The organism is Bacillus sp. 2CMS4F, from assembly GCF_023161785.1.
GTDB lineage: Bacteria > Bacillota > Bacilli > Bacillales > Bacillaceae > Bacillus > Bacillus halotolerans.
Window position 1 is genome coordinate 169181 of record NZ_JALNTO010000001.1, and the last position, 21089, is coordinate 190269.

Genomic DNA, 21089 nt, shown 5'->3' on the forward strand with positions numbered 1-21089 from the left:
AGCGCTAAATTCTTTGGAAGCAGACCAATTCCGGCAAGTTGTCGGCCATAAAAACGAGGTGAAAATATGCAACAAGAAAAAACAACAGTTATTAATAGGATAATAAAAAGATATATCCTTTTGTTCCTTGTTTTATGTGCGTGCTATTTCGTTTACATGGGGGTACTGGGAAACAAGTTTACTGTGATTCCACTGGCTATTTTCATTGTTGGCTCTTTAATTGGCGAGTTCGTAAGAATAGGGAGGATAAAAAGATAGGAGGTTCCACCTTCTATCTTTTTTGTTATGGTTTTTCTAAATAAAAGAAGAATTTTATTCAGAAATTACATATAGTCTCACCAACTTACTTTTACATACTGTTTAAGATTCAAAGAATGCGATTTTATTCATTATTGAAGCAGCATTAATGGTCAACAAAATATAAGTGCTATTTGCTGTTTTAATCACTACCCTATCCGTAGATCCATAAGGAAACCCAATTTTTTTGGCCAAGAAATACATCGTTAATTTCTTTGATTGGAATTTCCATTTTGGAATAGTTGCCAATTGATTATTAAGTTTTCTTTTGATTTTTCAACTTTGATTCCCAGCATAAACACATTCCCCTTTTGACTTGAATTCAGTGAAATTTTAACATGATCTGATCAAACATAGACTGAAAAAAGAACATGCTGTGGACTATATTTATGAAAAGGCAAATAAAAGACCATATGCTTATTCTAGCGCCCAAAAAATAAAACCACAGTGGAATTCTTGAAGGGAATATAAATAGACCGTCGTTTGATGGTCCATCATTTCAACAAGAAGATACATCAAATTCTCTCAAATAATTGAAATGCATCTATTAAAACTTAAAATTTATAGTACCAAAAAATCGCATTTTCATTGGCTGTTGGAAAGTTTGAATAAAGCATAGTATCGACTGCACCTATTACAAAGTTATTTTTGGCATAAAAATGACAAGCTGAAACATTAATATCTTGTGTTTCAAGCATAAGACCACTAAAGCTATTCTCCTTTGCCCACTCAATAGCTTTATTTAATAATGCTGTCCCAACACCATTTTTTCTATAAACTTTTGCAACAGCCATGTCTTCAATTAGTGCATATCCATTCCAATTAGAACGAAGCTTAATCCGACCAACGCAGTTGTTTTCAACGTAATAAAAAAATACAGCTTTCCCCTCTTCTTGAATATAACTGATATCAACTTCATCATCTTCATACTTTTTGAAATAAGGTTCAAAAAATATCTCTTCTGTATATTTCCAAACATTGTTTTTAAATGTTGGGATAATTCTCCCTGATACAATGAAACTTTCGTTTGGTTTATTAAAATCCTTCATATTAAATTGAGTCATTTTAATTATCACATCAATCTGCCTCCAAACGAAATGATATGTAGTACAACTTGTATTATATCGTTATTTTCACTTCGACTTTTTTCAACTATTCTGCCTCTTTTGCTCAAGAACACCTAGATTCTATTATATGTCATTTATAGGATGAATCAATAACACCTTCCGAAAACAACAAATTTTGCGAAAACAGCTTAAATAAAAGAAACCAGAGAGTATATGAGGGAACTCTCTGGCCTAAATTTGCTGATATACCACACACAAGATCATTATTTGTACTGCATCTTCTGAAAAACATTACTTGAAACAAGGATGCATAAGGGAGAAGAAATATTCGTGGAAACAAAAACATAAGAATTTAATTCAGCAGCTCATTAGCAAAAGAATTAACAACATACATGTACTATATAATTTCTTTCAATTAGGCGGACAGTCCTTAAAAGCGGTTTATTTTACCTGTGATAATTATACCAAACACTTGTTAAAAAGAGCTTGGACACGGAAGGTAAATGGTGGCTTTTTCTTTATGAAAAATATGCATGTTCTCGGGCTTCCCCTTCTCCATCTTTATAATTGATTATTTTTGATATTTTGATATATCACGCAGTCACTAAACAAAAAAAGTAGTGGCGATTTTGGAAATGAAAAGTCCAACAGCGCCACCACGTCCTAAAATTATATAATTTTCATCAAATCAAAAATCTTAATTACATACGGATGCTACTTGCGTAACGTTTTCCACCCTCTTTGGAAGTGTAATACTCTCTAGGGACATTGTGTCTATTGGTAGTATGGTAACTCACGAGAATCTTATTATTAGCTCGGCTAGTAACAATAGCAGTGTGCTCCATCCAACCATCCGGACGAGGAAGACCTATTTTATTCCTAGTATCATAATGATATACATCACCAAGCGCAACATTCGTATAAACGTCTTTTACAGTTTTCATTTTTATGCCGCCAGGTTCTAAAATATAGTTTCTAAAAGAACCTGCATTAATCCATGCATTTGTATAAGGCTTCCACTCTTTGAAATAAGGCATTGAACCCGCTCTTAAAGCCTGAGATACAAAGTTAGTACAGTCTCCATTCTTATAATATTTATAATTTTTATTTGGTGACAAAGCATATTTGTCAGCGTATTCCATGGCTTTCCAACGATTATATCCTTTTACAGCAGATGCAGAGACTTCCGCCTCGTTGATCTTTTTTTCAGATTTTTGTTGTGTTGACAGTTCCTTATTTTCTTCAACTTCTTGCTTGTAATTCTTTAAAAACTCATCCAATTTTATATTTGACGAATCGTCACCTTCATTCTCATAATGAAGCGTAGAAGATTTTTTTGTCTTAGGTGCCACTTTGCTTTCTGGTGAAAGACTTTGTTTCTTGGAAACATTATTATTAGAAATCTCTAATTTAATATTGTCCCCTAATCCTGTATCTACTTTTTCTTCACCAAAAACAAAGTTTCTAACAATATAGGCCTCTACAAATGTTTTATTGTTTTCTTCATAAGTAGTCACATCACTAATTTTATATGTAAATTCATGCAGCTTTTGTTTGTCAACTGTGGTGAAAGCATAATACAACAAAACACCTTCATCAGAATCAGTTAATTTTGAAACATTTTTATGAGCAAAAGGCTCACTGTTCTCAAAATCTCTTTTTTGTTGTTCTAACATTGTATTAAGCTCTTTCATACCAATGTCATTTGATACATATGTTCTACCTTTTTCTTCATTTTCGGAAGACGCGGCAAATACATGATTCGACAAAAACAGTAAAGGCAACAAGCAACAAAATAAAGAAGTCAACAGTACTTTTTTCATAACACCCTCCATGTTTTCAGAATATAGGAAACTTTGATCATTTACACCAACGGAAATATGGCATAAAATACATGTAATAATATAACATGAAATCAAATACAAAAAAAGACATAGGAGGAAAAAATGAAAAAAAGGACCAAAATATTGCTATCTATTTTAGCCACAGTATTAATCATATTAATTTTAATGCCTCCCCTTTCACCAGTTTTTTTCAATACTTCTTCAGAAAAAGGAGCCATAAGACACGAAATCTATAAAATGGGATACCCATATCAAAGCTATTTCACAATCCTTCAAAAAAGGGAAGGTGACAAATCATCAGGGAGTCTTTATTCTTTGATGTTATTTAATGCTTGGAAAAGTGAAACTGGTCAAACTCCTTATCTCTGTTATTCAAAGAAAGTAACAGAGGACGAATACAAAGTTGATTGCGGAACAGCACCTTAATTAGTTAAAAGACCCTCTCATAGAGAGGGTCTTTTGCCACTCAATAAAGATTCAAGTATTGCTTTTTCGTTTATTTTATTGAAAGACACGTTGGAAGGACCGACGAAGAATTAATAGAAAGACTGAGAACTGATTCTAACCCACATATTACAGCTTCATCTACTTTTAAAGATAGGGCTACCGCTGAGAGAATTGCTAATTCAGTTTTAAACGATCCAAAAAATATAAAGAAAATCGAAAATTGGATTGATGATCTTAAAACTAATGTTAAGCTACAAGGGCGATGGAGAAATAATCGGCAGAAGTGTATCAAGAAATTCAGAACTAGTAGAGAACGTTACAAACGCAAAAATTATACTCAAAAAAGATATCAACGGTAACTTTATTCTTACAGGATATCCAACCAAATAGAAAGAGAGGAAGTATCATGGATGAAAGTTATGATTTCTTAGACGAATTAGAAAATTTTTCAGGTGCAACATTTCATCAAGATATCGATCCCCTGAACACGCATTAGACGAATTTATTGAGGAAATTAGTAAAGAAGGTTTGCTATTTACAGTAAAGTATTGTGAAGAGTTTCTAAATAGCGATCAAACTAAAGAAGAAAAGGAAGACATTATAAAGTGTAATGCAGAAATATTTTTCCCGACAATTGGATTACCACCTATTCCTAGCCGTTTCAGAAAGCCCGTACTTTTTTTCTACTTTGAAAATATCTCCGTTATCATACGGTTCCTCGTCTTGAACATCAGCGTCTACGATAATTACCTTCTCACCAATTTTTGCCTTTCTTTTGACCTCTACATATTCGCGCTTGATGCCGCCAAGTGTTTCGTCAGCCAGTACGTGAACATTTTGATTGCTTTTCGTCATTTAAATTTCCCCCTTTTTTTAATTTCCCGTTTAAATTTTCACCTTAATTTCCAATAGGTTAATTGTAAATACCTTTGTTGCTTACTAAGTTGAATGTCAAATTTATTTTAATTAATGGAGGAGATAGTTATGAATTATTTACTTGATTTATTCTTTAATTGGTTGTTTGAAAAGAGCTTGGATAGTTTTATTGCTGTTGTAATTTTTCTTGCATTTAATCCAAAAAAGAAGTACCCCGATCACTTTCAAGATAAACGGCGTTTCAGGCTATAAAGACGCTATCTGTAATTTACTCGCTACCTGTAAAATCTAAATCTTTTGCGGGTAGCGTACCCTTGAGTTATCTGGTTAAAAACTATCTTTTATTTAGATATCGTTATTGAACTCCAATCAAACGTTTCGAGAATTTTAAGCAACCTTTCAACTTTTGGCGCTCTCCAAGATGTCATCGCGTACGTATGAGCTTCTGAAGTATAATGATGCTTATTCAATTTGAGTGGCTCTTTGCTTCTGCTTTTGTCAAAAACATTGTATCTGGTTGTATAATGTGAACCTTTCTTTCTGGAATTAGTTCTGCTCCTTCATCAATGTATTTTTGAATCCACTCAATGACATCGTCATAGTCATCCTCAATTTCTTGCAACTCTATAAGGGCTTCCTAAGACAGCTCACTATCATCTTTTATTTCTTCTAGATAATCATCTAAAACATATGATTCTGCAATATATGGCAGGTATACAGAATAGCGTTCTGCGTTTTCCTCCCGAGCTTCAGCCCATTCATAATCACCGACTGTCCAATACCGCGGTGAAGCTTGACAATCGTTGTCTTGTGTTTTCAACTAATTTTTAAGCTCTTTAAAAACTGAATATCTTGATTCATTCGTTTCCTCCTATCTGTTTAAAATCACGATTTTAACTATTTATGATCCATTATTCACTTCCGAAGCAACTTCCATTTACCTCATAATTAATGTATAAAATGTTAATGGAGTTGATATAATTGAACCCTCGAAAAATTTTATTGAGTTCTGCTTTAACATTTGGCATGCTAATATCCGCTGTTCCTGCCTTGGCAACAAGTTCTTCGTCTGAAGTGGTAGTAAAAAGTGATGAATATGATTATGACACCATATATCAGCTTAGCCCAATACCAAACTTCAAGCCTTCTATTGAATACAACGGATATACTTATACTCTTACAAGATATTATTTCGATTACTCAATTCAGTTTTATACGGCTATTTATACAAAAGTTGTTTAAATTTAAAGGTAGGGGCTTTTTAGCTCCTTTTTTCTTGTTTTAAGAAAGGCATTTCTTTTTATGCTGTCTTCTATGTACAAAATCAAATGCAATATCGACTTTTTCTTGTTTCTGTTCTTTAGCTGCTCGCTGCGTAACAACAATTAGTTGACCATTTTCTTGGCGATCAATACTCTGAACTGAATGTCCTTTAGCAGCGTAATATTCTCCGATAATCTCATCAACGTGGTTTCTAAGAAGATTCCTCTTTATCACTAATATAACCTCCACTTATTTTATTTATATTCTATATTTTTTATGATTCCATCCTATAATCCATCTCTCCATTTGCCTTCTCATCTATCACGACATTAACCGACACACAATTTCCATATATATGGGAGTAATTTCGCTATTTCCCTATCCGTCAAAACCATATAATGTAATTGAAAGAAAAAATTATAAGAATGGGGGATTTACATGAGTTACAAAAAAGCATTAACAGGTATTGCATTATCTGTAGGTTTACTTGTTTCAGCATCTCCAGCATTCGCTGCAAGTACAAGCCCAAGCCCGGATCAGGGAATAGCTAATGTTGCAAGTGATGATTTTAAAGCTCAATCTATCACTTGGGATTTACCTAGCAGTACAGGTATTTTTGCCAACTCATTTGAAGACGGCGGATATCGCTGGTATTTAAAAGGTATTACGAAAGTTTCAGATGGATATTGGATTGGGCACTATGAAGGTGTACGAATATAAGATCGCAATTGGGGGCTTCTAGCTCCCTTTTTAAATTCAATGTTATTCAAATATGAACTTACGATAGAGTATTATTATTGATTATTTTGTCCAGTCCTCTCTAGATAAAATAATCCTTTTATTGTGATTCTGTGATCTTAATTAGAAATCTCATTCTTTCCTTCTTTGTTCTTGTTGAATAGTAGCTTTCTCTTAAAAAGTCCTGAAACCTGTGAAATGGGATAGGTACTAAACCAAGGTTTCTCACTTGATTACAATAACCCCCATAGTATTCTTGCATCCTCTCTGTTCAGATCTGTAGTTAAAAGGATTCAATGCTTTATTACCTCCCGCTGGGTTATTAAGATGTATAAGATATATCCAATTCAAAGCTATAATCGGGATGAAGCCTCCATAGTTGATGCCCTAAAAGAGCTCTTTGGGCATAATTTAAGCAGTCCTTGTGCCACTTTTAGTTCCATCATAAACAGCTACTATTGCTTCACTGTGATCAATCATGTATTCATTTCGTTTTTGCATCTTAGCTGGTGAAAACTCTCCTGGTTCATCTCCACTAACTTTATATTTATCTAATTCTTCAATATTAATAATCTCATCTGCTACATCAAGCATACGTTTATACCACATTTTTTGATCTGCAGACCATACTTTATCTTGTTCTTTGAAAATAATGTTTGGCATAGACTCATCCTTCTTATGTCAATTTTAAAGCTGGATTATAATTAACCCAGCTTAACAGCTTTTTGATTTTAAAAAAGGCTTTTCCAATCATAATCATATTTATCCATGGGCACAAAGTTTCAATAAGGTGATGGGAAAAGCAACGTTCGAATTGTTGCTTTTTTCTTATGATTGACCGCCTTATGTTTTTTTGTGTACGGATTTAAATCACATCTGCTTTCAACACCTTGATAAACTCTTGCGCCGCCGGCGTTATTTCATCAAAAGAATGCGCGATAACGCCAATATCACGGGTGATCCGCGGAAAGATGTCTTTTTTGATCAATTGATGCGGGACAGATGACAGTGTAAAGTTTGAAATAATGCCTATGCCCAAGTTGTTTTTGACCATATTGATCAAGGTTTCGGCATTTTGCACAGTTAAGTTTTCCTTTAATTCAATGTGGTGCCGCTGAAACGTGTTTGACATCGCAATTTCATGACCACCTTTGCAAAAAATAAGGTCATCTTGATATGTTTTGAGGTCAACATGCTTTTCCTGTTTTAATTCGTCATATTGCGGTGGGATGACAGCCACCATATAGTCTTTGCACAATGGTTGATGGTCAAACGGTTCAAATGGAGATGCTGCGACCCCAATATCAACCGTTCGATCCTCGACCCATCCTTTGATTTGATCAGAGGTCCCTTCGACCAATTCTATGCGGATCAGCGGGTAGTTTGATCTGAATGCCGCAATCGCCTGCGGCATGATATTTGTTGAAACAGCAGGAAATGAACCGATTTTCACCTTCCCGCTTAACAGCTTGTTTTCCCGGTTGGCTACTTGATATATTTTGCTTTCAATCCCCTTCATTTGCCTCGCCAGCAGCAAAATTTCCTTTCCGACATCAGTCAGCATTAAACCATGATGTTTATCTCTGATCAATAATTTCAGCTGCAGCGAGCTTTCCAGATTTTTAATCGCTTTGCTAACCGCTGGCTGAGAGATGAACAATTCTTTTGCCGCTTCGGTAATATTCAATTTCTCCCCGACTTTTACAAATATGTGAAGGTGGTTCATGTTCATAACCATTTGGTTATACCCCCAATAATAAAAATGTATTTCAGTTATATATAAATGTAACATATGATAGAAACCAGCACGAATATATAAACAAGAAAGGCGGCTTTATAATGGTAAAAGTCATGCTGGGAATCATATCTGTCACACTTATTTGGGGCTATACTTGGGTAGCGATGAAAGTTGGAATTCATGACCTCCCCCCGCTTTTGTTTTCGGCTTTGCGCCTGTTCATCGGGGCGGTTCCTTTATTTCTCATTCTCTTCATTCAAAGAAAGAAACTTTCAATAGGAAAAGCACATGTCAAAAGCTATATCATCATGAGCCTGCTAATGGGTCTGGGTTATATGGGGATCTTAACGTATGGAATGCAATTTGTTGATTCAGGAAAAACCTCTGTTTTGGTGTATACGATGCCTATATTTGTTACGGTGATCAGCCATTTTACATTAAACGAAAAAATGAATGTGTATAAAACGATCGGGCTGATAAGCGGCTTCTTCGGACTTTTATTTATATTTGGAAAAGAAATGCTGCATGTCAATCAAAGCGCTTTATTTGGAGAACTATGCGTCCTTGCGGCAGCGCTTAGCTGGGGAATCGCAAATGTGTTTAGCAAGCTTCAATTCAAGCATATCGATATCATTCATATGAATGCCTGGCATCTTCTGATGGGAGCCGTCATGTTATTGGTTTTCTCCTTTATATTGGAACCGGTGCATTCAGCCGAGTGGACATATCAGGCGATATGGTCATTGGTGTTTAATGGTTTGCTTTCCACCGGCTTTACATTTGTCGTATGGTTTTGGGTACTCAATCAAATCGAAGCGTCAAAAGCATCCATGGCACTAATGTTCGTTCCCGTATTGGCTCTATTCTTTGGATGGCTGCAATTGCACGAACAGATCACCATAAACATCATCATCGGCGCACTGCTGATATGCTGCGGCATCTTTATGAATACATTTAAATTTTCACGACAGAAAGTGTGAATGTATATACATTTCTCGGGAGTGGTATTTAGTAATAACAATTTCCAAAGCCTTTAGAGAAAATGAAAGATTTCTATACAGCGTTTTTATAAAACCGAAAACGACAAATACATCAATCCAAAAAATAATTTGAAACTATTTCATACAGCTTCAATCAGGAACCCGGCTTGAGCAAATGAGACGGTCGGATCTGATGCGGGGAAATTGAAAAAAAGAGCATGTAATTTAATGCTCTTTTTGTTTTAAATTTGTTTAAAATACTTCGTTATCTTGATCCCTTTGCCTCTCCAATAATATATAACGTGTTAAGGTTTAATAAAAACTTCATTAGGAGTGGTTCTTTGCTTAAAGCTTCAAAAATTTTTATTTCATGTGCAGCTTTGATACTATGTGTGTATTCTCTATATAGTCAAAGTGAATTCCTCTTGATTTCTCTCCAAGTATTAGTTGCACTTCTCTTTGTTTTAGTGGGAGTGGAATCACTTTCAAATAAACAAACAAGGTCAGGGTATTTGTTGTTCGGATCAGCGGCCTTTATACTTGTTGTGAACGTTGTAAAACACGTGATTTAAGTTAAACAAAGGAATGTGGAGTCCCATAACCAATACATTACCGCAGCGACAATGCTCATTATCGATTCTTCGCTTATTGGTTTTCCGACAGTTATTTTTGTATTCTCTTCAGGCAAAATAATCGATTTAATCATCCACTTCAACCCAATCCAAATTTATTTTCACTGTTGTGCCGTCAAATAACTTCTAATCACAAGATTGAATATTATTCGTTAATACACTTGGCCCCAACTGTTGAGTTCTAGAATTAGAAAGACGTACTTGAACTTTAACATTCTTCATTTCGGCTGTAATTAAGTCAAATCTTCCCGCCCAACTAGGGCTCTCTTCCTCAGGAGTAGGATAAAGTTTAAACCGCCAACTAATCTCACCAGGTTTAGTAGCAAATCCTTCGTAACTGTCGTAAGTTCCAAAAGAAGAAGGAGCAGGAAGATGGACAGCAAGAATGCTTATATTGGTTCTGGCAGCACTCGGTGGGTTCAATTGCACCTTATAGATTAATGCTACACCTTTAGCATTTTTTAAATTTTTATCTACCGGTTCCAGTATTACACTGCAAGGCATTGGACTGGCGTTTGTTTGAATGGGATAGGCAACAATAATACTCAATAAGGATAAAACTAAAATAAATCGTTTCATTGAATGTTCCTCACAATTTTTTAGTTAATTTTCCTTATTTCTGGATTGATTATTCATATGTATTTGATTAAAACTTCAATTTTAATTAAATACCGTCTAATACATCTTCCACATCTTTCAACTTTGCAAAGAATTCAGTAGTAGCTTGCTCAAGTAGCGCCTCTGCAAATATAGCCGGTAGCTCTGTGGCCTCTCGAAGCATTTTTTACAGTGGTTAGCTCACCTGCTCGGTATACTGTTCTCACATCAAGCTTTTGCTTCAAGTACTTCTGAATATCCGAAACATGGTTATCTTTGAATCCAACCATTTCACGAGTCGGACTTGTTTTACTGCCTACATCAAAAAGTGTCTGGATGGCATTAATAATAATTTCTACACCTTTGTCAACTTCTTTGTTAAATTCTTCTGCCTTTCTTTCAAGTAGCTTTTGCTCTAATTTTGTAATACTCATGATTTCTCTCCTGTTCTAATTAAAATTTCACTTTTATCTCGATTTATTCTAAATTTATATATTTTATTTTTATCTTTAAAAATTTTGCAATCGATCAACATATAATCGACTGCAAGAATTATACTCTTTAAATCTTATTGTTTTCTTGAAGTATTCTTCTAAGGTGATTATATAGGCATTTATGTTGCTTTTGAGTTAATGAGGATCTAAACTCATTTAGACATCCTAGTTCAATTCTTTTCTCATTTTCATTGTCAGATATCCAAATTCTTAATGGGATTTCTACATGTTTAACTTCCTTGCTCATTTTTTCATTCCTTTCTTTATGCTCTTTTGAGTTCAAATGGGAGGAAACATGCTGATTTTTCTTTACTTAATTCTCGGCATTTATTCTCGCATTCTTCTTTTGTTTCATACCAACCATATTTCCTTCTGACAATACCACTCTCTGAAATAATAACCCATATAGATTCCAATTAACTTTACCCTCCACGTAGTTTAGTTAATTAACCATATTTTTATATTTTTCTATCCGTGATCTAATTTCGGTAAGCAAAACTTCCCCATTCCTATCTAATGAATTTAAATTATATTCTGATTCAATGCCATTGGAAATTTGCATAACAATCCCTTCAATATGTACTTCACTATATCTTTCTCCAAAAGTTTTTTTAAGTTCCTCTCTTACCAAATTCTCAACTTTTAACCTTTTCTCACTCATCAAAAGCCCTCCTCTAAAAATTAAACATATACATAATTTTACTTAACTAACCATATTTTAACAAGTCATTTAGGAGCCTACCTATCCTAGTACAACTAAATAAAATGCATCTTTTATCTTAACTGTAACCTCAAATCAGCCCCGCCCTCCTTCTGACATTTAGGGCATAGATTTTCAAATCCGTTTCCTTTCTCTGTGAATGTGTAACCGTGATGCTAAGCGCCATTCATGTGGTCTTCCCATGTTAAAGGTTTTCCTATACCCAAAACCTTCTCTTTTCTGCATTTATCGCAAATCACAACTGTTTTGTATCTGATCTCAATCACTTCTTTATCATATGCCATCACTCCGCACCCTCCTCTAAGTCTTTTACAATATCTTTTAAAAACGGTAGTTGACTTCTGTTTAATGTGAAATCTGCCGTAATCATCCTAGAGTGTGAATTCGCTTCAGTGGTTCTACAAAAACCATTTCTATTCAATGCATCACCGTATTTATCTGTAATCAATCCATTTAACTTACTCACTCTGCATCCTCCTCATAAAGTCGTTTGAATCTCTGTACTGCTTTTCCTTCCGAATATAAAAATTCAGGTTTATATGAGATTAAAACCGGTAGTTTGTCTATTGTCAGAACAGTGTTGTCGTCCTTATCTATGACTAATTCTGCCCGTTTAATCGTTTCCTCCAGTGGTACGTTACAGTGTTCAAATGCCTTTTTAATCTCTGCATCGAAAACCTGTTTCTGTTCATCAAATGCTTTCCAAATAGCATTATCCCAATTTTCAATAAGTGCAGAATTAACCGGAAATGATTTTCCATCCGGCGTAATCATTCGGAATTTCAATTCGTTGTTATCTTTTTTCTCCATCACTCCGCGCCCTCCTTATCTTCTTCCGCTACTAATCCCCATATAAGTTAAATAAATTTTTACATGGATTATATTTGAATATATAGTATTATTAAACTTATAAGACTATTATCTCAAACGAAAAGGAGCGTCAATCATGCAAATTAAAAAAGTAATTGCAAGTTCAGTTCTATCACTCGCTTTGTTAGTTTCTTCATCTGCTTTTTTTACTGCTCAAGCAGAAGCTGCTAGCCCTAATGAAACATGGAAGCATTGTATTTCAGAAATATTTGGCCCATACTCTTCTAGAAATGCAATACCGGCTATTTATAACGACAGCACCTATAATTGGTACTTAAAAGGTGCGGAATCTTACTCAGGTATTTGGTATGGTGCATTTGAACGTTGTTGGTACTCAACACCTGTATGAGTGCTGACTTTTAAAGAGGGAATCTTCCCTCTTTTTTATTTTCACAACAAGCTCCCGTCAATGATCAGCACCATTTCTTCTTCAATTAGTTGAATCCTCAATCACTTCTTCATGGGTTATTTTCGTTCATCGTGCTTCCTCCTTTAGTGATTCCATATCAACGTGGCACCTATAACCCCCTACTCTATGAACGTACAGGAAAGCTTAAAGACGCTTTTACAACCATCAATGAAAGTAACGGGGTATCCTTGGACAATGTTAGAGAAGATGACGGGAAAGATGTTGCTACAGTTATTGAAACCGGACAGGGTTATACATACCCTGATTCATATGGTTATGGCTACGGTAAACCTCGTCCTGTTATGAAGAATACTGCCGAGACTCTAAAAGATGGACGATTAGCAGAGGCATTAAAAAGAGATTTAAAAGCAGACGGAATTAAAGCAGACTAATGGTGGTGAATTAATGGTCAAAATTAAGAAAAACATGTTACGGGATAGGGCTAAAAAACTTCCTGAAATCACAGATGAAATGTGGCAACACGTAAACGATGAATTAAGAAATATTGTTGATGAGTTCATTACTGTTCAAAACTTTAGTCCTGCAACAAAGAAACAATATCAATCTGGACTAAGACAGTTTGGATATTATGTATATCATCAATGAATAACAAACCTTTATATAAGCTTACCAAAAGAGATATTCTTCGCTATTTAAGCTACCTTCGTGATAATCGGAAACTCTCCTCCTCTGCACAAAGTTTTAAAAAAGCTTGTGTTTCATCCATGTTTAACTACATCGAGAATGTAATTGCTGATGACGAGGATTTCAAAGAATACCGTAGTTTTAGGAATTTAACTCGTGGGCTCCCTCCTATCCCCAAAAACAAAGTATATGACAAAGTGAAAATTACTTTTGATGAGTACAAAGATATGATGGATGTAATTGAAAAGGACGAGAATTATTTAGGTATGGCCTGGCTTGCAACAGCTTTTAATGTTGGAGCTAGAAGAAGTGAAATTATACAATTCAAAACCGAAATAATTGATTATCTAATACCTGATGGTAAAACGTTTGTATACAGTCATAACGTGCGCCTAAAAGGACAAGGTGATGATGGGAAAGTTGAGCCTTATATGATTAATCTTGAGGCATTAAAATACATGCGATTATGGGTTGAGAAGAGAGGCTATGAATCAGAGTACATATTTTCAACTAAATACGGTGGTGAAGTTAGACAAGCTTCAAAATCATGGGCTGATTATTTTTGTTCAAATGTTTTAAGCGATATTCTCCAACGAAGAGTCAATCCTCATATATTTAAAGCCTCCTGTGTAACTTATCTTCTTGAAAGTGGAGTAGATTTAATACTCGTTTCAAAGTATCTTGCTCACCACGAAGATGTATCAACACTATTGCACACTATGATCTCAGGGAATTTGAAGAAGAAAAGAACAAAATATTCTCCTAATACTCCCCTCTTTTATTCAAAATCAAGACCCCTTTTCTAGAGGGGTTTTGATTTTGAGTGAAATTGAATTTTACAAGCCTTTTTCCCCCTTTAAAATTTTCCATTTTTGTCCGATAATCACCTTGAGGTGAATGTCTTGAACACTGAAGAATATTATAAAAGATATTTAGAAGAGAGTTTAATTAAGTTAAAAAGTTCAGAACTCATAGAATTTATTAAAAAAGAATTTCCTGAAGAAGTAAAATATAACCATGAACTTCACCAAAAGAAAATTGAAACGCTGAAATCATTATCAAAAACGGACTTATCAGCAGCTATAGCCAGACTGGCTAGAATTCAAAGAAAATTCGATCACACTAAATTATGGACTGTTGGTGCGGTGTTTATTGGTACAGTTCTTGTTGTATTACAAATCTTATTTAAAATAAACCTTGCAAAAATTTCAGACGAAAACTATATAAATTTTTTATTGTATGGTATTGTCGCTATGATAATTTGTAAAGTATTGTATAACTCTGCCAGGAAGGATATTAAAATCTCAAATACAGCAGCTTATTTTAAAGACTTGCTTGAACAACTTAAATCAGATAAGTAACTTAATTTTAATACGGAAAATAATTTCCACTTAGAGTATTCAATTCTTTTACCATGTTTGCCGATAGTAAGAAGAGGTGTTGAAAATGTTAAATAATGAATTAAATATAAAGCTGATTAAATTTATAAGAACAGAGTTTTCCCCTAATGGACAGCAAGCATCCTCTTAAAATTTCAAAATTGAAGTCTTATTATCCTAAGCCATAATGACTTAACCGCAGCTATTGTACGAATGTCAAGAATAAATAATGTATTTGATATCGCTAAGAGCTTATCCGTAATCACAATCGTATTTTCTGGAATACCCTGATATTTAAGAATGTATTTGGGGATGGATTGGGCGCTGCACTCTTAGGAGCAATTTTTATCATGTCTATATTAACAACAGGCTTTTTGGATAGAAGGAAACATATTTTTAAAGAATTATTATTTAGGGTTACAAGAGAATAAGATTAGAGAAGAAAAACAGCCCCTCTGCCCTACTTTGGTAACCGTGTTATAATGTAGGAAAATGATGCCGGTGGTGGTTGTATGATATGGGCAATTATTGTTTTGTTAATAATAGCTGCTATCTTTATATTAGGGGATTTTGGAGCAGATAAACAAAAGGAAATCGAAAAACAAAATTTAGAGAAAATAATTTCCGCAGGAAATTACCCAAAGGACTGTAAGTCATATCTAACCCCAGATAAAAATAAAAAACTGACTTTGGTTGAATCCGAAAATAAGTTTGTTATTCATCATTTCAATGAAATTTTGGCGATTGAAGAAAAATCTATCCCATTTAGCAAGATAATCGAAGCTGAGATAGCCGTTGACGATCAATCCATAACAAGAGTTTCTAGAGGTAGTCAAATGGCAGGAGCCGTTATCGGAGGACTTGCTGCAGGAGGTATTGGAGCTCTTGTTGGAGGATTATCTTCAGACAGAACTGAGTCCAAGTATTTTAGAAAGATTGATCTTAAGTTAAAACTTGATGATTTTTCTAACCCCATCACTAAAATAGAGTTCTTACCAAGTAAAACTGATACTGGCTTAGAAAACACTAAAGGATTTAAACAAGATGATCAAAAAGTTAAGGAAGCTTTATCTAATGTTGAAATTTGGCAAGGGATTATGGAAATAGCAATACGCAAAGGAAGTAAAGTCGCTCAATAGCTGAGTGGCTTTTTTTATTTTCCCCCTCCTCTACTGAAAGGAAGTGATTCTTACTTGAGTCAAAACCTCAAAATCATATTAACCCCACAAGCTGATACCTCATCAAAAACTGTCGAACAGTTAAATCAGCAAATCAAATCTTTAGAAAAGAAGCTTAACTCCCTCAAACTCAACACAAATATTGATTCTACAACCTTAAAAGCTCTGCAAGAATTCTCTTCTGCTGTAGATGCGTATCAAAAAAATCTAAAATCCTATAATCAAACAGTAAAAGAAACGTCCACTGTAATTAAGAATGCTGATGGATCAGTTGAAAAACTCACCCAGCAATACAAGAAAAACGGTGAGATTCTTCAACGTGAAACGAAAATAATTAATAATCGCAATGATGCTCTCAGGCAAGAAACTCAAGAAGTTAACAAACTCGCTCAAGCTACTGAAAAATTAGGCCAAGTACAAAAAAAGACGGAACAAAAGAATTTACAAGGCCAAACCACAAAGGTGGTACAGAAAAACCGTAACGGTTTTGAAGATATTGTTTATACGACTGATCCTAAAACTAATGCAACTTCTTCAAAAACTACAACTAACTACGATCAACTACGGAAAGCAATTGAACAGCTAAATCAAAGCCTAGAAAAGTTGAGAGCAAAAGGAATAGTCTCATCCCAGGTACTTACTCGCCTTTCGACATCAATTAACGGTGCACAAACATCTGCTCAAATTGATCAAATTGCAAATCGTATTAAACGACTTGATGATTCCTCTACCGCTAAAGCAAAAACAAAAGAACTTGAGTATCAAGTTCAATTATATCAACGTCAAGCGCAAATAAATGTTCAAAACATCAATACTGGTTACGGCAGTTCACTTAGTACCGCTAACTCCTCTGCCCTTCAGAATTATCTCAACTCAGTTAACCAACTTACGGCAAGAACTTCTAATTTAAGAACACAAATGCAGAATCTAAATATGCAGTTCAGAGAAGTATCTGCAAATGCATCATCTGCTTCCTCTAATGTTTCAGGCTTTGGAGAACAATTAGCACAATCATTTAGTCGAATGCCCGCATATTTTCTGAGTGGGACGATGTTCTATTCAGGGGTTCAAGCATTAAAGTCAATGGTGGAACAAGTCATTCAAATCGATACTTTAATGACAGACATTAGACGAGTCATGGACTTACCTGATTACAAATTTAATGAACTACTGCAATCCTCAATTGATCTTGGTGATCAACTATCTAATAAGATTTCGGATATCCTTGAAATCACTGGTTCATTTGGACGAATGGGCTTTAGTGAATCTGAACTTGGAAGCTTATCAACAAAATTAACGGAGGTGATTAAACTGGCGGATTTTGCTGAATTATACAATGACCCGATACTAAGTAAAAAGAGAATAGACGGTAACAGATTATTATGAATCATATCGAGGTGGTGCATCATTTGGTTGGGGCTTATGGCTGATATCTCCTTGAAGGGAGAGAAGATCAGATTTAGCCTGGGCTATCCCTTGTTGCCGCAAAGCGATGTATTGAAATAACTAAATGGTGCAGAGAAGCTACATCCGATTATGAATATGTTGTTGAAAACACAAGAAAAATTTAAAGAGATTATTAAGGAAGCAACAAGTGGCGGGGCCTCAATTGGATATGGGTGTTTTAAATTATCAGGTAGTTACGAATCCAGTCAGAGCCCTGAAACATTCCATTCAGAATTTGATGGTACAACAATTAAGGTTCCAGGTATTCAAATTATAGGATTTGTATCATCTATTCCTGTGCCACTTTGTCCTCCAATAGATGATCCTAATATAAATAGTTTTGCGAAAGCTCCTATTGGTTCACAACGTTGGGAATTAAAACAAAAAACAGAACTACCTAAAACATTGAAATAAATGTTGCTTTTCAAATAATTACTGAGTTAAGAAAGAAATATTCGAATGGAGTATCTAGCTCTCACCCTGCATACCAATCTAAAATGGACAGGATGCATGTGAACGCTAATTGAAAGTCCCTATCTGGGGGCTTTTTTCACTGATGAATTGACAGTCAAATAAATAAAGCCTCACTTTTAAAAAGGAGACTTTTAAGGAAATTCAAAGTTTATATTTAAGTTATTGTATCATGGACTATAGAGACTACTAAACTACTTATTTTTAAATCTGAGAATTAGTTGTTGAAGAATTTTTTTTGTTATTTTTCATTTTCAAATTTCCAAAATAAAAGGCAGTAAGGATAAAAACTAAGACAGTTGATATAAATCCTAGCACAATTACAACTTTATTAAAACCTAAGACATCTAGTAAAAAACCAATAGAAACCATTGAGATTTGTATGACAGTTCTTTCTAACATGGCTTTAAATGCAAAAAAACGACCATGAAATTCATTAGGAACAACTTTCTGATTAAATGTATTTGCGAGGGGACTAAATAATCCATAAGCTAAACCAAACAAACAAAAAGCAATAAAAGGTGCCAATCTAAAATTAGAAAAAGACAATATAAAGTATACGGTTCCAATTAAGAAACTTGCTAATAATAAAAATTTAATTTGATTTCTATTGCGAGTTAATTTGTTAACAAGTGTGCTAGATAAAATAAGTGAAATGCCTTCGATAGCATATAAAAGTCCTTTTACAGACGGATTGTTTTGAATCGTACTAATCTCTACTATGAACAAGTTAAATCCTGCAATAAAAACAATAGGAGTTAACGAAAGAAACAAGATCATTTTCACATCAAATTTACCAGAGATAACTGGGAAAACTTCACGAAATATAACTTTTTTTCTCTTTCTTTTGACTATTAGATGATTCTCTTCAATTTTTAAGAAAAAGGTAATTATTAATACGAATAAAAAGCTAATAAAAGCAATTAGATAAAGTGAAAATAACGAAGTAATCGATAATATTATTCCTCCCAAAGTAGCGCCGAAGATCCTAGCTAATGTTACAATATTTAGATTTAATGAGTTAGCGAACACCAAATGTTTTTCATCTGTAACTTCAGATATAGTTGCTTGAAGTGCAGGTTCAAAGAATGCTGCAGAAGAGCTTACCCCAATACTATAAAGAAGCATCAGCCAAACTGAATTCGTAAATATGGCAACAAACATAAAAATAACAGAGCACATACGTAATACGCCAACAATAAGAAGGATTTTCTTCTTTGATATTCCGTCAATTAAGTTGCCCGCATAAGGACCAATAAGCAGACTAAAAACACTACCCGCAACTAACAGCAAAGATTGTAAGAGATGTGAATGTACATTGTTTTGTAAAAATTGAAGGTTTCCAATTAAACCAATCCATAAAGCTAGTTGGAATACTAATTGGCTGGTTAATATAATTATTAGATTTCGGTTTTTAAATATTTCCACATTGAAATTCATCTTTCATCTCCTTTGCAAACCTTAAACCTCGACCTAGTTTTATTGATTCTTCTGATCTGTACCCAATTCCAGAAACTCCAAGAACAATCTCTTTATTTGAATCAATTTTCAACTCTTCCTCTACAGTCTCATCATTAAGGTAACCAGAGAAAAAAGCACCTAAACCTAGCCAGCCTGATACTAAAAAACACGTCTGGCTTAAGTGTCCCATATCCATCATTACAACCCTGTAAGTCCTAGGACTTTGATATTTCCACATTGAACGTTCGATACAAGCTGTATAGAAAAATAATACTGATGCCCTTTGTACAAATTCTTGACCGGCAGCCATCTTAACAACTTTATCAATCATATTATCTTTATGTATAACCTCAAGAGTATGATTAGCAACAGAGTAATGATATAAACCATTCTCTAGCCCATCAACATTTAAAATAACCGGATACACTTCAATTGGATGCCTACAACCACCTGAAGGACTTGTTTTGAAAATAAGTTTGTCAATTCCAACATCACGTTTACAGCTTTGAGCCCCATACGTCAAATACATCATCGTGGAAAGGTCATCTAATAGAATTGGTTTTTGACTAAAAGATCTTATAGTTTGTCGATTAAGTAAAGTATCCAAAAACTGCTTATCCTGTCCAAAAGATGGTAAAGGCAACTTAATTTGTTCTGCACCTTCAAGGGCTTTGTATAAACCTGGAGGTTCCTCCGTTTTTTTCTTAATTTGCAAACGATTATATTGTTGATCCTTATCTATATATTTATCTTTATTTAATAATCGCGTATTATAATGAAAATACTTACACGCTGTACCCCATGTCCCCCAGTGTTTTAATTTTTCTTCTTCTTCATGTTCAGGTGATCCTTTTTCAATTAGTAACTTAGACTTTACTAATTGTTTCAGTACATTTTCTAAGTACTCTTTGCTAAAATTCGGATATTTACTAATTAGAGTAAATACATCTTTTTCTTCTTTCCACGTTGAGAATAATTCTAGTACAGGATAAACTGAAGGATCAATACTTCTTTGTTCATGTTTTAAAAAACTATCTAGCACAAAATGTCCATTTTTCCAAAAACATATAATGTTATCTGAAGTTTTCAATAACATGTCAAAATCTCCTTGGTAGGTTTTAATTTACTTTTTATTAAACTAAAATAGTTGAAATAAAAGATGAGTGGCTGACAATAATATATGTCAGCCACCATTTTAACTTAGTTTGCTGGAGATGTTTCTCCATATTCTTCATTAAGACGATTTTCATACTCACTTTCAAAAGGGTTAAAAATAGACATTAATAACACCTCCTATATGTAAGATATACATATTATAACAGTAAATCCTCTATATGTAAATAATAAATATTCTGAATAATCCACCTACTTTGTTATTTAAGATTGAAAAAAGACTTTCTGGAGTTAAAATCCGTCCCAGAAGAAAGCGCCTCATCGAAAGGAAATCCAAATAATCTAAAAGTAACCCTGTGGAGGATAATTAATGTCACCGTAAATAATAAAGATGGCTGTCGTTCATACTTCCGCATTGAAATG

24 protein-coding genes and 10 pseudogenes are annotated in these 21089 nt (G+C 34.2%); 17 read left to right on the top strand and 17 right to left on the bottom strand.

Going from position 1 to position 21089, the window contains the following annotated elements:
- Window positions 1-360: 360 nt before the first annotated feature.
- The 3 genes and pseudogenes from MTN95_RS00750 to MTN95_RS00760 form a co-directional block, all read right to left on the bottom strand.
- Window positions 361-593, bottom strand: a pseudogene (locus MTN95_RS00750) (SunI/YnzG family protein).
- Between the two features lie 258 nt (window positions 594-851).
- Window positions 852-1373, bottom strand: a complete 522-nt coding sequence (satA, locus tag MTN95_RS00755) for a GNAT family N-acetyltransferase (protein WP_248336596.1) — start codon at window positions 1371-1373, stop codon at window positions 852-854.
- A gap of 692 nt (window positions 1374-2065) precedes the next feature.
- A complete protein-coding gene (locus MTN95_RS00760) occupies window positions 2066-3187 on the bottom strand; it encodes an amidase domain-containing protein (RefSeq protein ID WP_248336599.1) in 1122 nt (373 codons plus the stop codon).
- A gap of 123 nt (window positions 3188-3310) precedes the next feature.
- Here MTN95_RS00760 and MTN95_RS00765 point away from each other — a divergent pair, with 123 nt between their 5' ends.
- The 3 genes and pseudogenes from MTN95_RS00765 to MTN95_RS00775 all read left to right on the top strand — a co-directional run.
- Complete coding sequence (locus MTN95_RS00765; RefSeq protein WP_248336600.1) at window positions 3311-3634, top strand: hypothetical protein; 324 nt, start codon at window positions 3311-3313, stop codon at window positions 3632-3634.
- Between the two features lie 122 nt (window positions 3635-3756).
- Window positions 3757-4014, top strand: a complete 258-nt coding sequence (locus tag MTN95_RS00770) for an RNase A-like domain-containing protein (RefSeq protein WP_248336914.1) — start codon at window positions 3757-3759, stop codon at window positions 4012-4014.
- 47 nt (window positions 4015-4061) lie between these two features.
- Window positions 4062-4306, top strand: a pseudogene (locus MTN95_RS00775) (contact-dependent growth inhibition system immunity protein); the annotation flags it as partial.
- Here the strand turns inward: MTN95_RS00775 and MTN95_RS00780 are convergent.
- Window positions 4295-4510 carry a hypothetical protein gene (locus MTN95_RS00780; protein WP_024121522.1) on the bottom strand — a complete coding sequence of 72 codons (216 nt, stop codon included), beginning with the start codon at window positions 4508-4510 and terminating at the stop codon, window positions 4295-4297. The pseudogene MTN95_RS00775 and the gene MTN95_RS00780 overlap by 12 nt on opposite strands.
- 129 nt (window positions 4511-4639) lie before the next feature.
- Between MTN95_RS00780 and MTN95_RS00785 the strand changes: the two genes are divergently transcribed.
- Window positions 4640-4783, top strand: coding sequence for a hypothetical protein (locus MTN95_RS00785; protein ID WP_180948931.1), 144 nt, complete (start codon window positions 4640-4642; stop codon window positions 4781-4783).
- Window positions 4784-4872: 89 nt separating this feature from the next.
- Here the strand turns inward: MTN95_RS00785 and MTN95_RS21615 are convergent.
- Window positions 4873-5392: pseudogene (locus tag MTN95_RS21615) on the bottom strand (hypothetical protein).
- Between the two features lie 120 nt (window positions 5393-5512).
- Between MTN95_RS21615 and MTN95_RS00800 the strand changes: the two are divergent.
- A complete protein-coding gene (locus MTN95_RS00800; protein WP_101861265.1) occupies window positions 5513-5773 on the top strand; it encodes a hypothetical protein in 261 nt (86 codons plus the stop codon).
- Between the two features lie 39 nt (window positions 5774-5812).
- Here the strand turns inward: MTN95_RS00800 and MTN95_RS00805 are convergent, their stop codons facing one another.
- Window positions 5813-6034 carry a hypothetical protein gene (locus MTN95_RS00805; RefSeq protein WP_081638308.1) on the bottom strand — a complete coding sequence of 74 codons (222 nt, stop codon included), beginning with the start codon at window positions 6032-6034 and terminating at the stop codon, window positions 5813-5815.
- Between the two features lie 198 nt (window positions 6035-6232).
- Here MTN95_RS00805 and MTN95_RS00810 point away from each other — a divergent pair, with 198 nt between their 5' ends.
- Window positions 6233-6514: an LCI fold-containing protein gene (locus tag MTN95_RS00810; protein ID WP_248336606.1), complete on the top strand. Its 282-nt coding sequence runs from the start codon at window positions 6233-6235 to the stop codon at window positions 6512-6514.
- A 340-nt stretch (window positions 6515-6854) separates the two neighbouring features.
- Here the strand turns inward: MTN95_RS00810 and MTN95_RS00815 are convergent.
- Both MTN95_RS00815 and MTN95_RS00820 read right to left on the bottom strand, forming a co-directional pair.
- A pseudogene (locus MTN95_RS00815) lies at window positions 6855-7192 on the bottom strand (SLOG family protein); the annotation flags it as partial.
- Window positions 7193-7397: 205 nt separating this feature from the next.
- Window positions 7398-8270, bottom strand: coding sequence for a LysR family transcriptional regulator (locus MTN95_RS00820; RefSeq protein WP_248336608.1), 873 nt, complete (start codon window positions 8268-8270; stop codon window positions 7398-7400).
- Between the two features lie 101 nt (window positions 8271-8371).
- Here MTN95_RS00820 and MTN95_RS00825 point away from each other — a divergent pair, with 101 nt between their 5' ends.
- Window positions 8372-9250: a DMT family transporter gene (locus MTN95_RS00825; RefSeq protein ID WP_024121515.1), complete on the top strand. Its 879-nt coding sequence runs from the start codon at window positions 8372-8374 to the stop codon at window positions 9248-9250.
- 341 nt (window positions 9251-9591) lie between these two features.
- Entirely contained in the window at window positions 9592-9822 is a 231-nt protein-coding gene (locus MTN95_RS00830; protein WP_248336610.1) for a hypothetical protein, read from the top strand.
- Window positions 9823-9854: 32 nt separating this feature from the next.
- Here the strand turns inward: MTN95_RS00830 and MTN95_RS21620 are convergent.
- The 7 genes and pseudogenes from MTN95_RS21620 to MTN95_RS00855 all read right to left on the bottom strand — a co-directional run.
- Window positions 9855-9956, bottom strand: a pseudogene (locus MTN95_RS21620) (hypothetical protein); the annotation flags it as partial.
- Window positions 9957-10008: 52 nt separating this feature from the next.
- Window positions 10009-10461 carry a YoqH family protein gene (locus MTN95_RS00835; protein ID WP_248336612.1) on the bottom strand — a complete coding sequence of 151 codons (453 nt, stop codon included), beginning with the start codon at window positions 10459-10461 and terminating at the stop codon, window positions 10009-10011.
- A gap of 149 nt (window positions 10462-10610) precedes the next feature.
- The gene (locus MTN95_RS00840) at window positions 10611-10913 is read right to left on the bottom strand and encodes a hypothetical protein (protein WP_232350975.1); all 303 of its coding nucleotides are present in this window, start codon (window positions 10911-10913) and stop codon (window positions 10611-10613) included.
- Window positions 10914-11415: 502 nt separating this feature from the next.
- A complete protein-coding gene (locus MTN95_RS00845; RefSeq protein ID WP_095713892.1) occupies window positions 11416-11634 on the bottom strand; it encodes a hypothetical protein in 219 nt (72 codons plus the stop codon).
- Between the two features lie 215 nt (window positions 11635-11849).
- On the bottom strand, window positions 11850-11978 hold the full coding sequence (locus tag MTN95_RS21485) for a hypothetical protein (RefSeq protein WP_255238339.1): 129 nt from the start codon (window positions 11976-11978) through the stop codon (window positions 11850-11852).
- Window positions 11978-12160 (bottom strand): hypothetical protein, encoded by a 183-nt coding sequence (locus MTN95_RS00850; protein ID WP_095713891.1) that lies wholly within the window; start codon window positions 12158-12160, stop codon window positions 11978-11980. The genes MTN95_RS21485 and MTN95_RS00850 overlap by 1 nt, the downstream gene beginning before the upstream one ends.
- Window positions 12157-12507: a hypothetical protein gene (locus tag MTN95_RS00855; RefSeq protein WP_248336614.1), complete on the bottom strand. Its 351-nt coding sequence runs from the start codon at window positions 12505-12507 to the stop codon at window positions 12157-12159. The genes MTN95_RS00850 and MTN95_RS00855 overlap by 4 nt, the downstream gene beginning before the upstream one ends.
- Before the next feature lie 133 nt (window positions 12508-12640).
- On the opposite strand from MTN95_RS00855, the gene MTN95_RS00860 reads away from it, so the two are divergent.
- From MTN95_RS00860 to MTN95_RS00900, 9 genes and pseudogenes are all read left to right on the top strand, one after another.
- The gene (locus MTN95_RS00860) at window positions 12641-12913 is read left to right on the top strand and encodes a hypothetical protein (RefSeq protein WP_248336616.1); all 273 of its coding nucleotides are present in this window, start codon (window positions 12641-12643) and stop codon (window positions 12911-12913) included.
- Window positions 12914-13077: 164 nt separating this feature from the next.
- A pseudogene (locus tag MTN95_RS00865) lies at window positions 13078-13365 on the top strand (hypothetical protein); the annotation flags it as partial.
- A gap of 13 nt (window positions 13366-13378) precedes the next feature.
- Window positions 13379-14384 (top strand): annotated as a pseudogene (locus MTN95_RS00870) (tyrosine-type recombinase/integrase).
- Between the two features lie 127 nt (window positions 14385-14511).
- Window positions 14512-14979, top strand: a complete 468-nt coding sequence (locus MTN95_RS00875) for a hypothetical protein (protein ID WP_232351023.1) — start codon at window positions 14512-14514, stop codon at window positions 14977-14979.
- Between the two features lie 530 nt (window positions 14980-15509).
- Entirely contained in the window at window positions 15510-16136 is a 627-nt protein-coding gene (locus tag MTN95_RS00880; protein WP_248336618.1) for a hypothetical protein, read from the top strand.
- A 54-nt stretch (window positions 16137-16190) separates the two neighbouring features.
- Window positions 16191-17486: pseudogene (locus MTN95_RS00885) on the top strand (phage tail tape measure protein); the annotation flags it as partial.
- A gap of 176 nt (window positions 17487-17662) precedes the next feature.
- Window positions 17663-17743: pseudogene (locus tag MTN95_RS00890) on the top strand (hypothetical protein); the annotation flags it as partial.
- Entirely contained in the window at window positions 17712-18035 is a 324-nt protein-coding gene (locus MTN95_RS00895; protein ID WP_248336620.1) for a hypothetical protein, read from the top strand. The pseudogene MTN95_RS00890 and the gene MTN95_RS00895, both read left to right, overlap by 32 nt.
- Window positions 18036-18043: 8 nt before the next feature.
- Window positions 18044-18148, top strand: a pseudogene (locus MTN95_RS00900) (excalibur calcium-binding domain-containing protein); the annotation flags it as partial.
- Window positions 18149-18296: 148 nt separating this feature from the next.
- Here the strand turns inward: MTN95_RS00900 and MTN95_RS00905 are convergent.
- Together MTN95_RS00905 and MTN95_RS00910 are read right to left on the bottom strand one after the other, a co-directional pair.
- Window positions 18297-19532: an MFS transporter gene (locus MTN95_RS00905; protein ID WP_095713886.1), complete on the bottom strand. Its 1236-nt coding sequence runs from the start codon at window positions 19530-19532 to the stop codon at window positions 18297-18299.
- Window positions 19507-20649, bottom strand: a complete 1143-nt coding sequence (locus MTN95_RS00910; protein ID WP_095713885.1) for a SagB/ThcOx family dehydrogenase — start codon at window positions 20647-20649, stop codon at window positions 19507-19509. The genes MTN95_RS00905 and MTN95_RS00910 overlap by 26 nt, the downstream gene beginning before the upstream one ends.
- Window positions 20650-21089 lie beyond the last annotated feature (440 nt).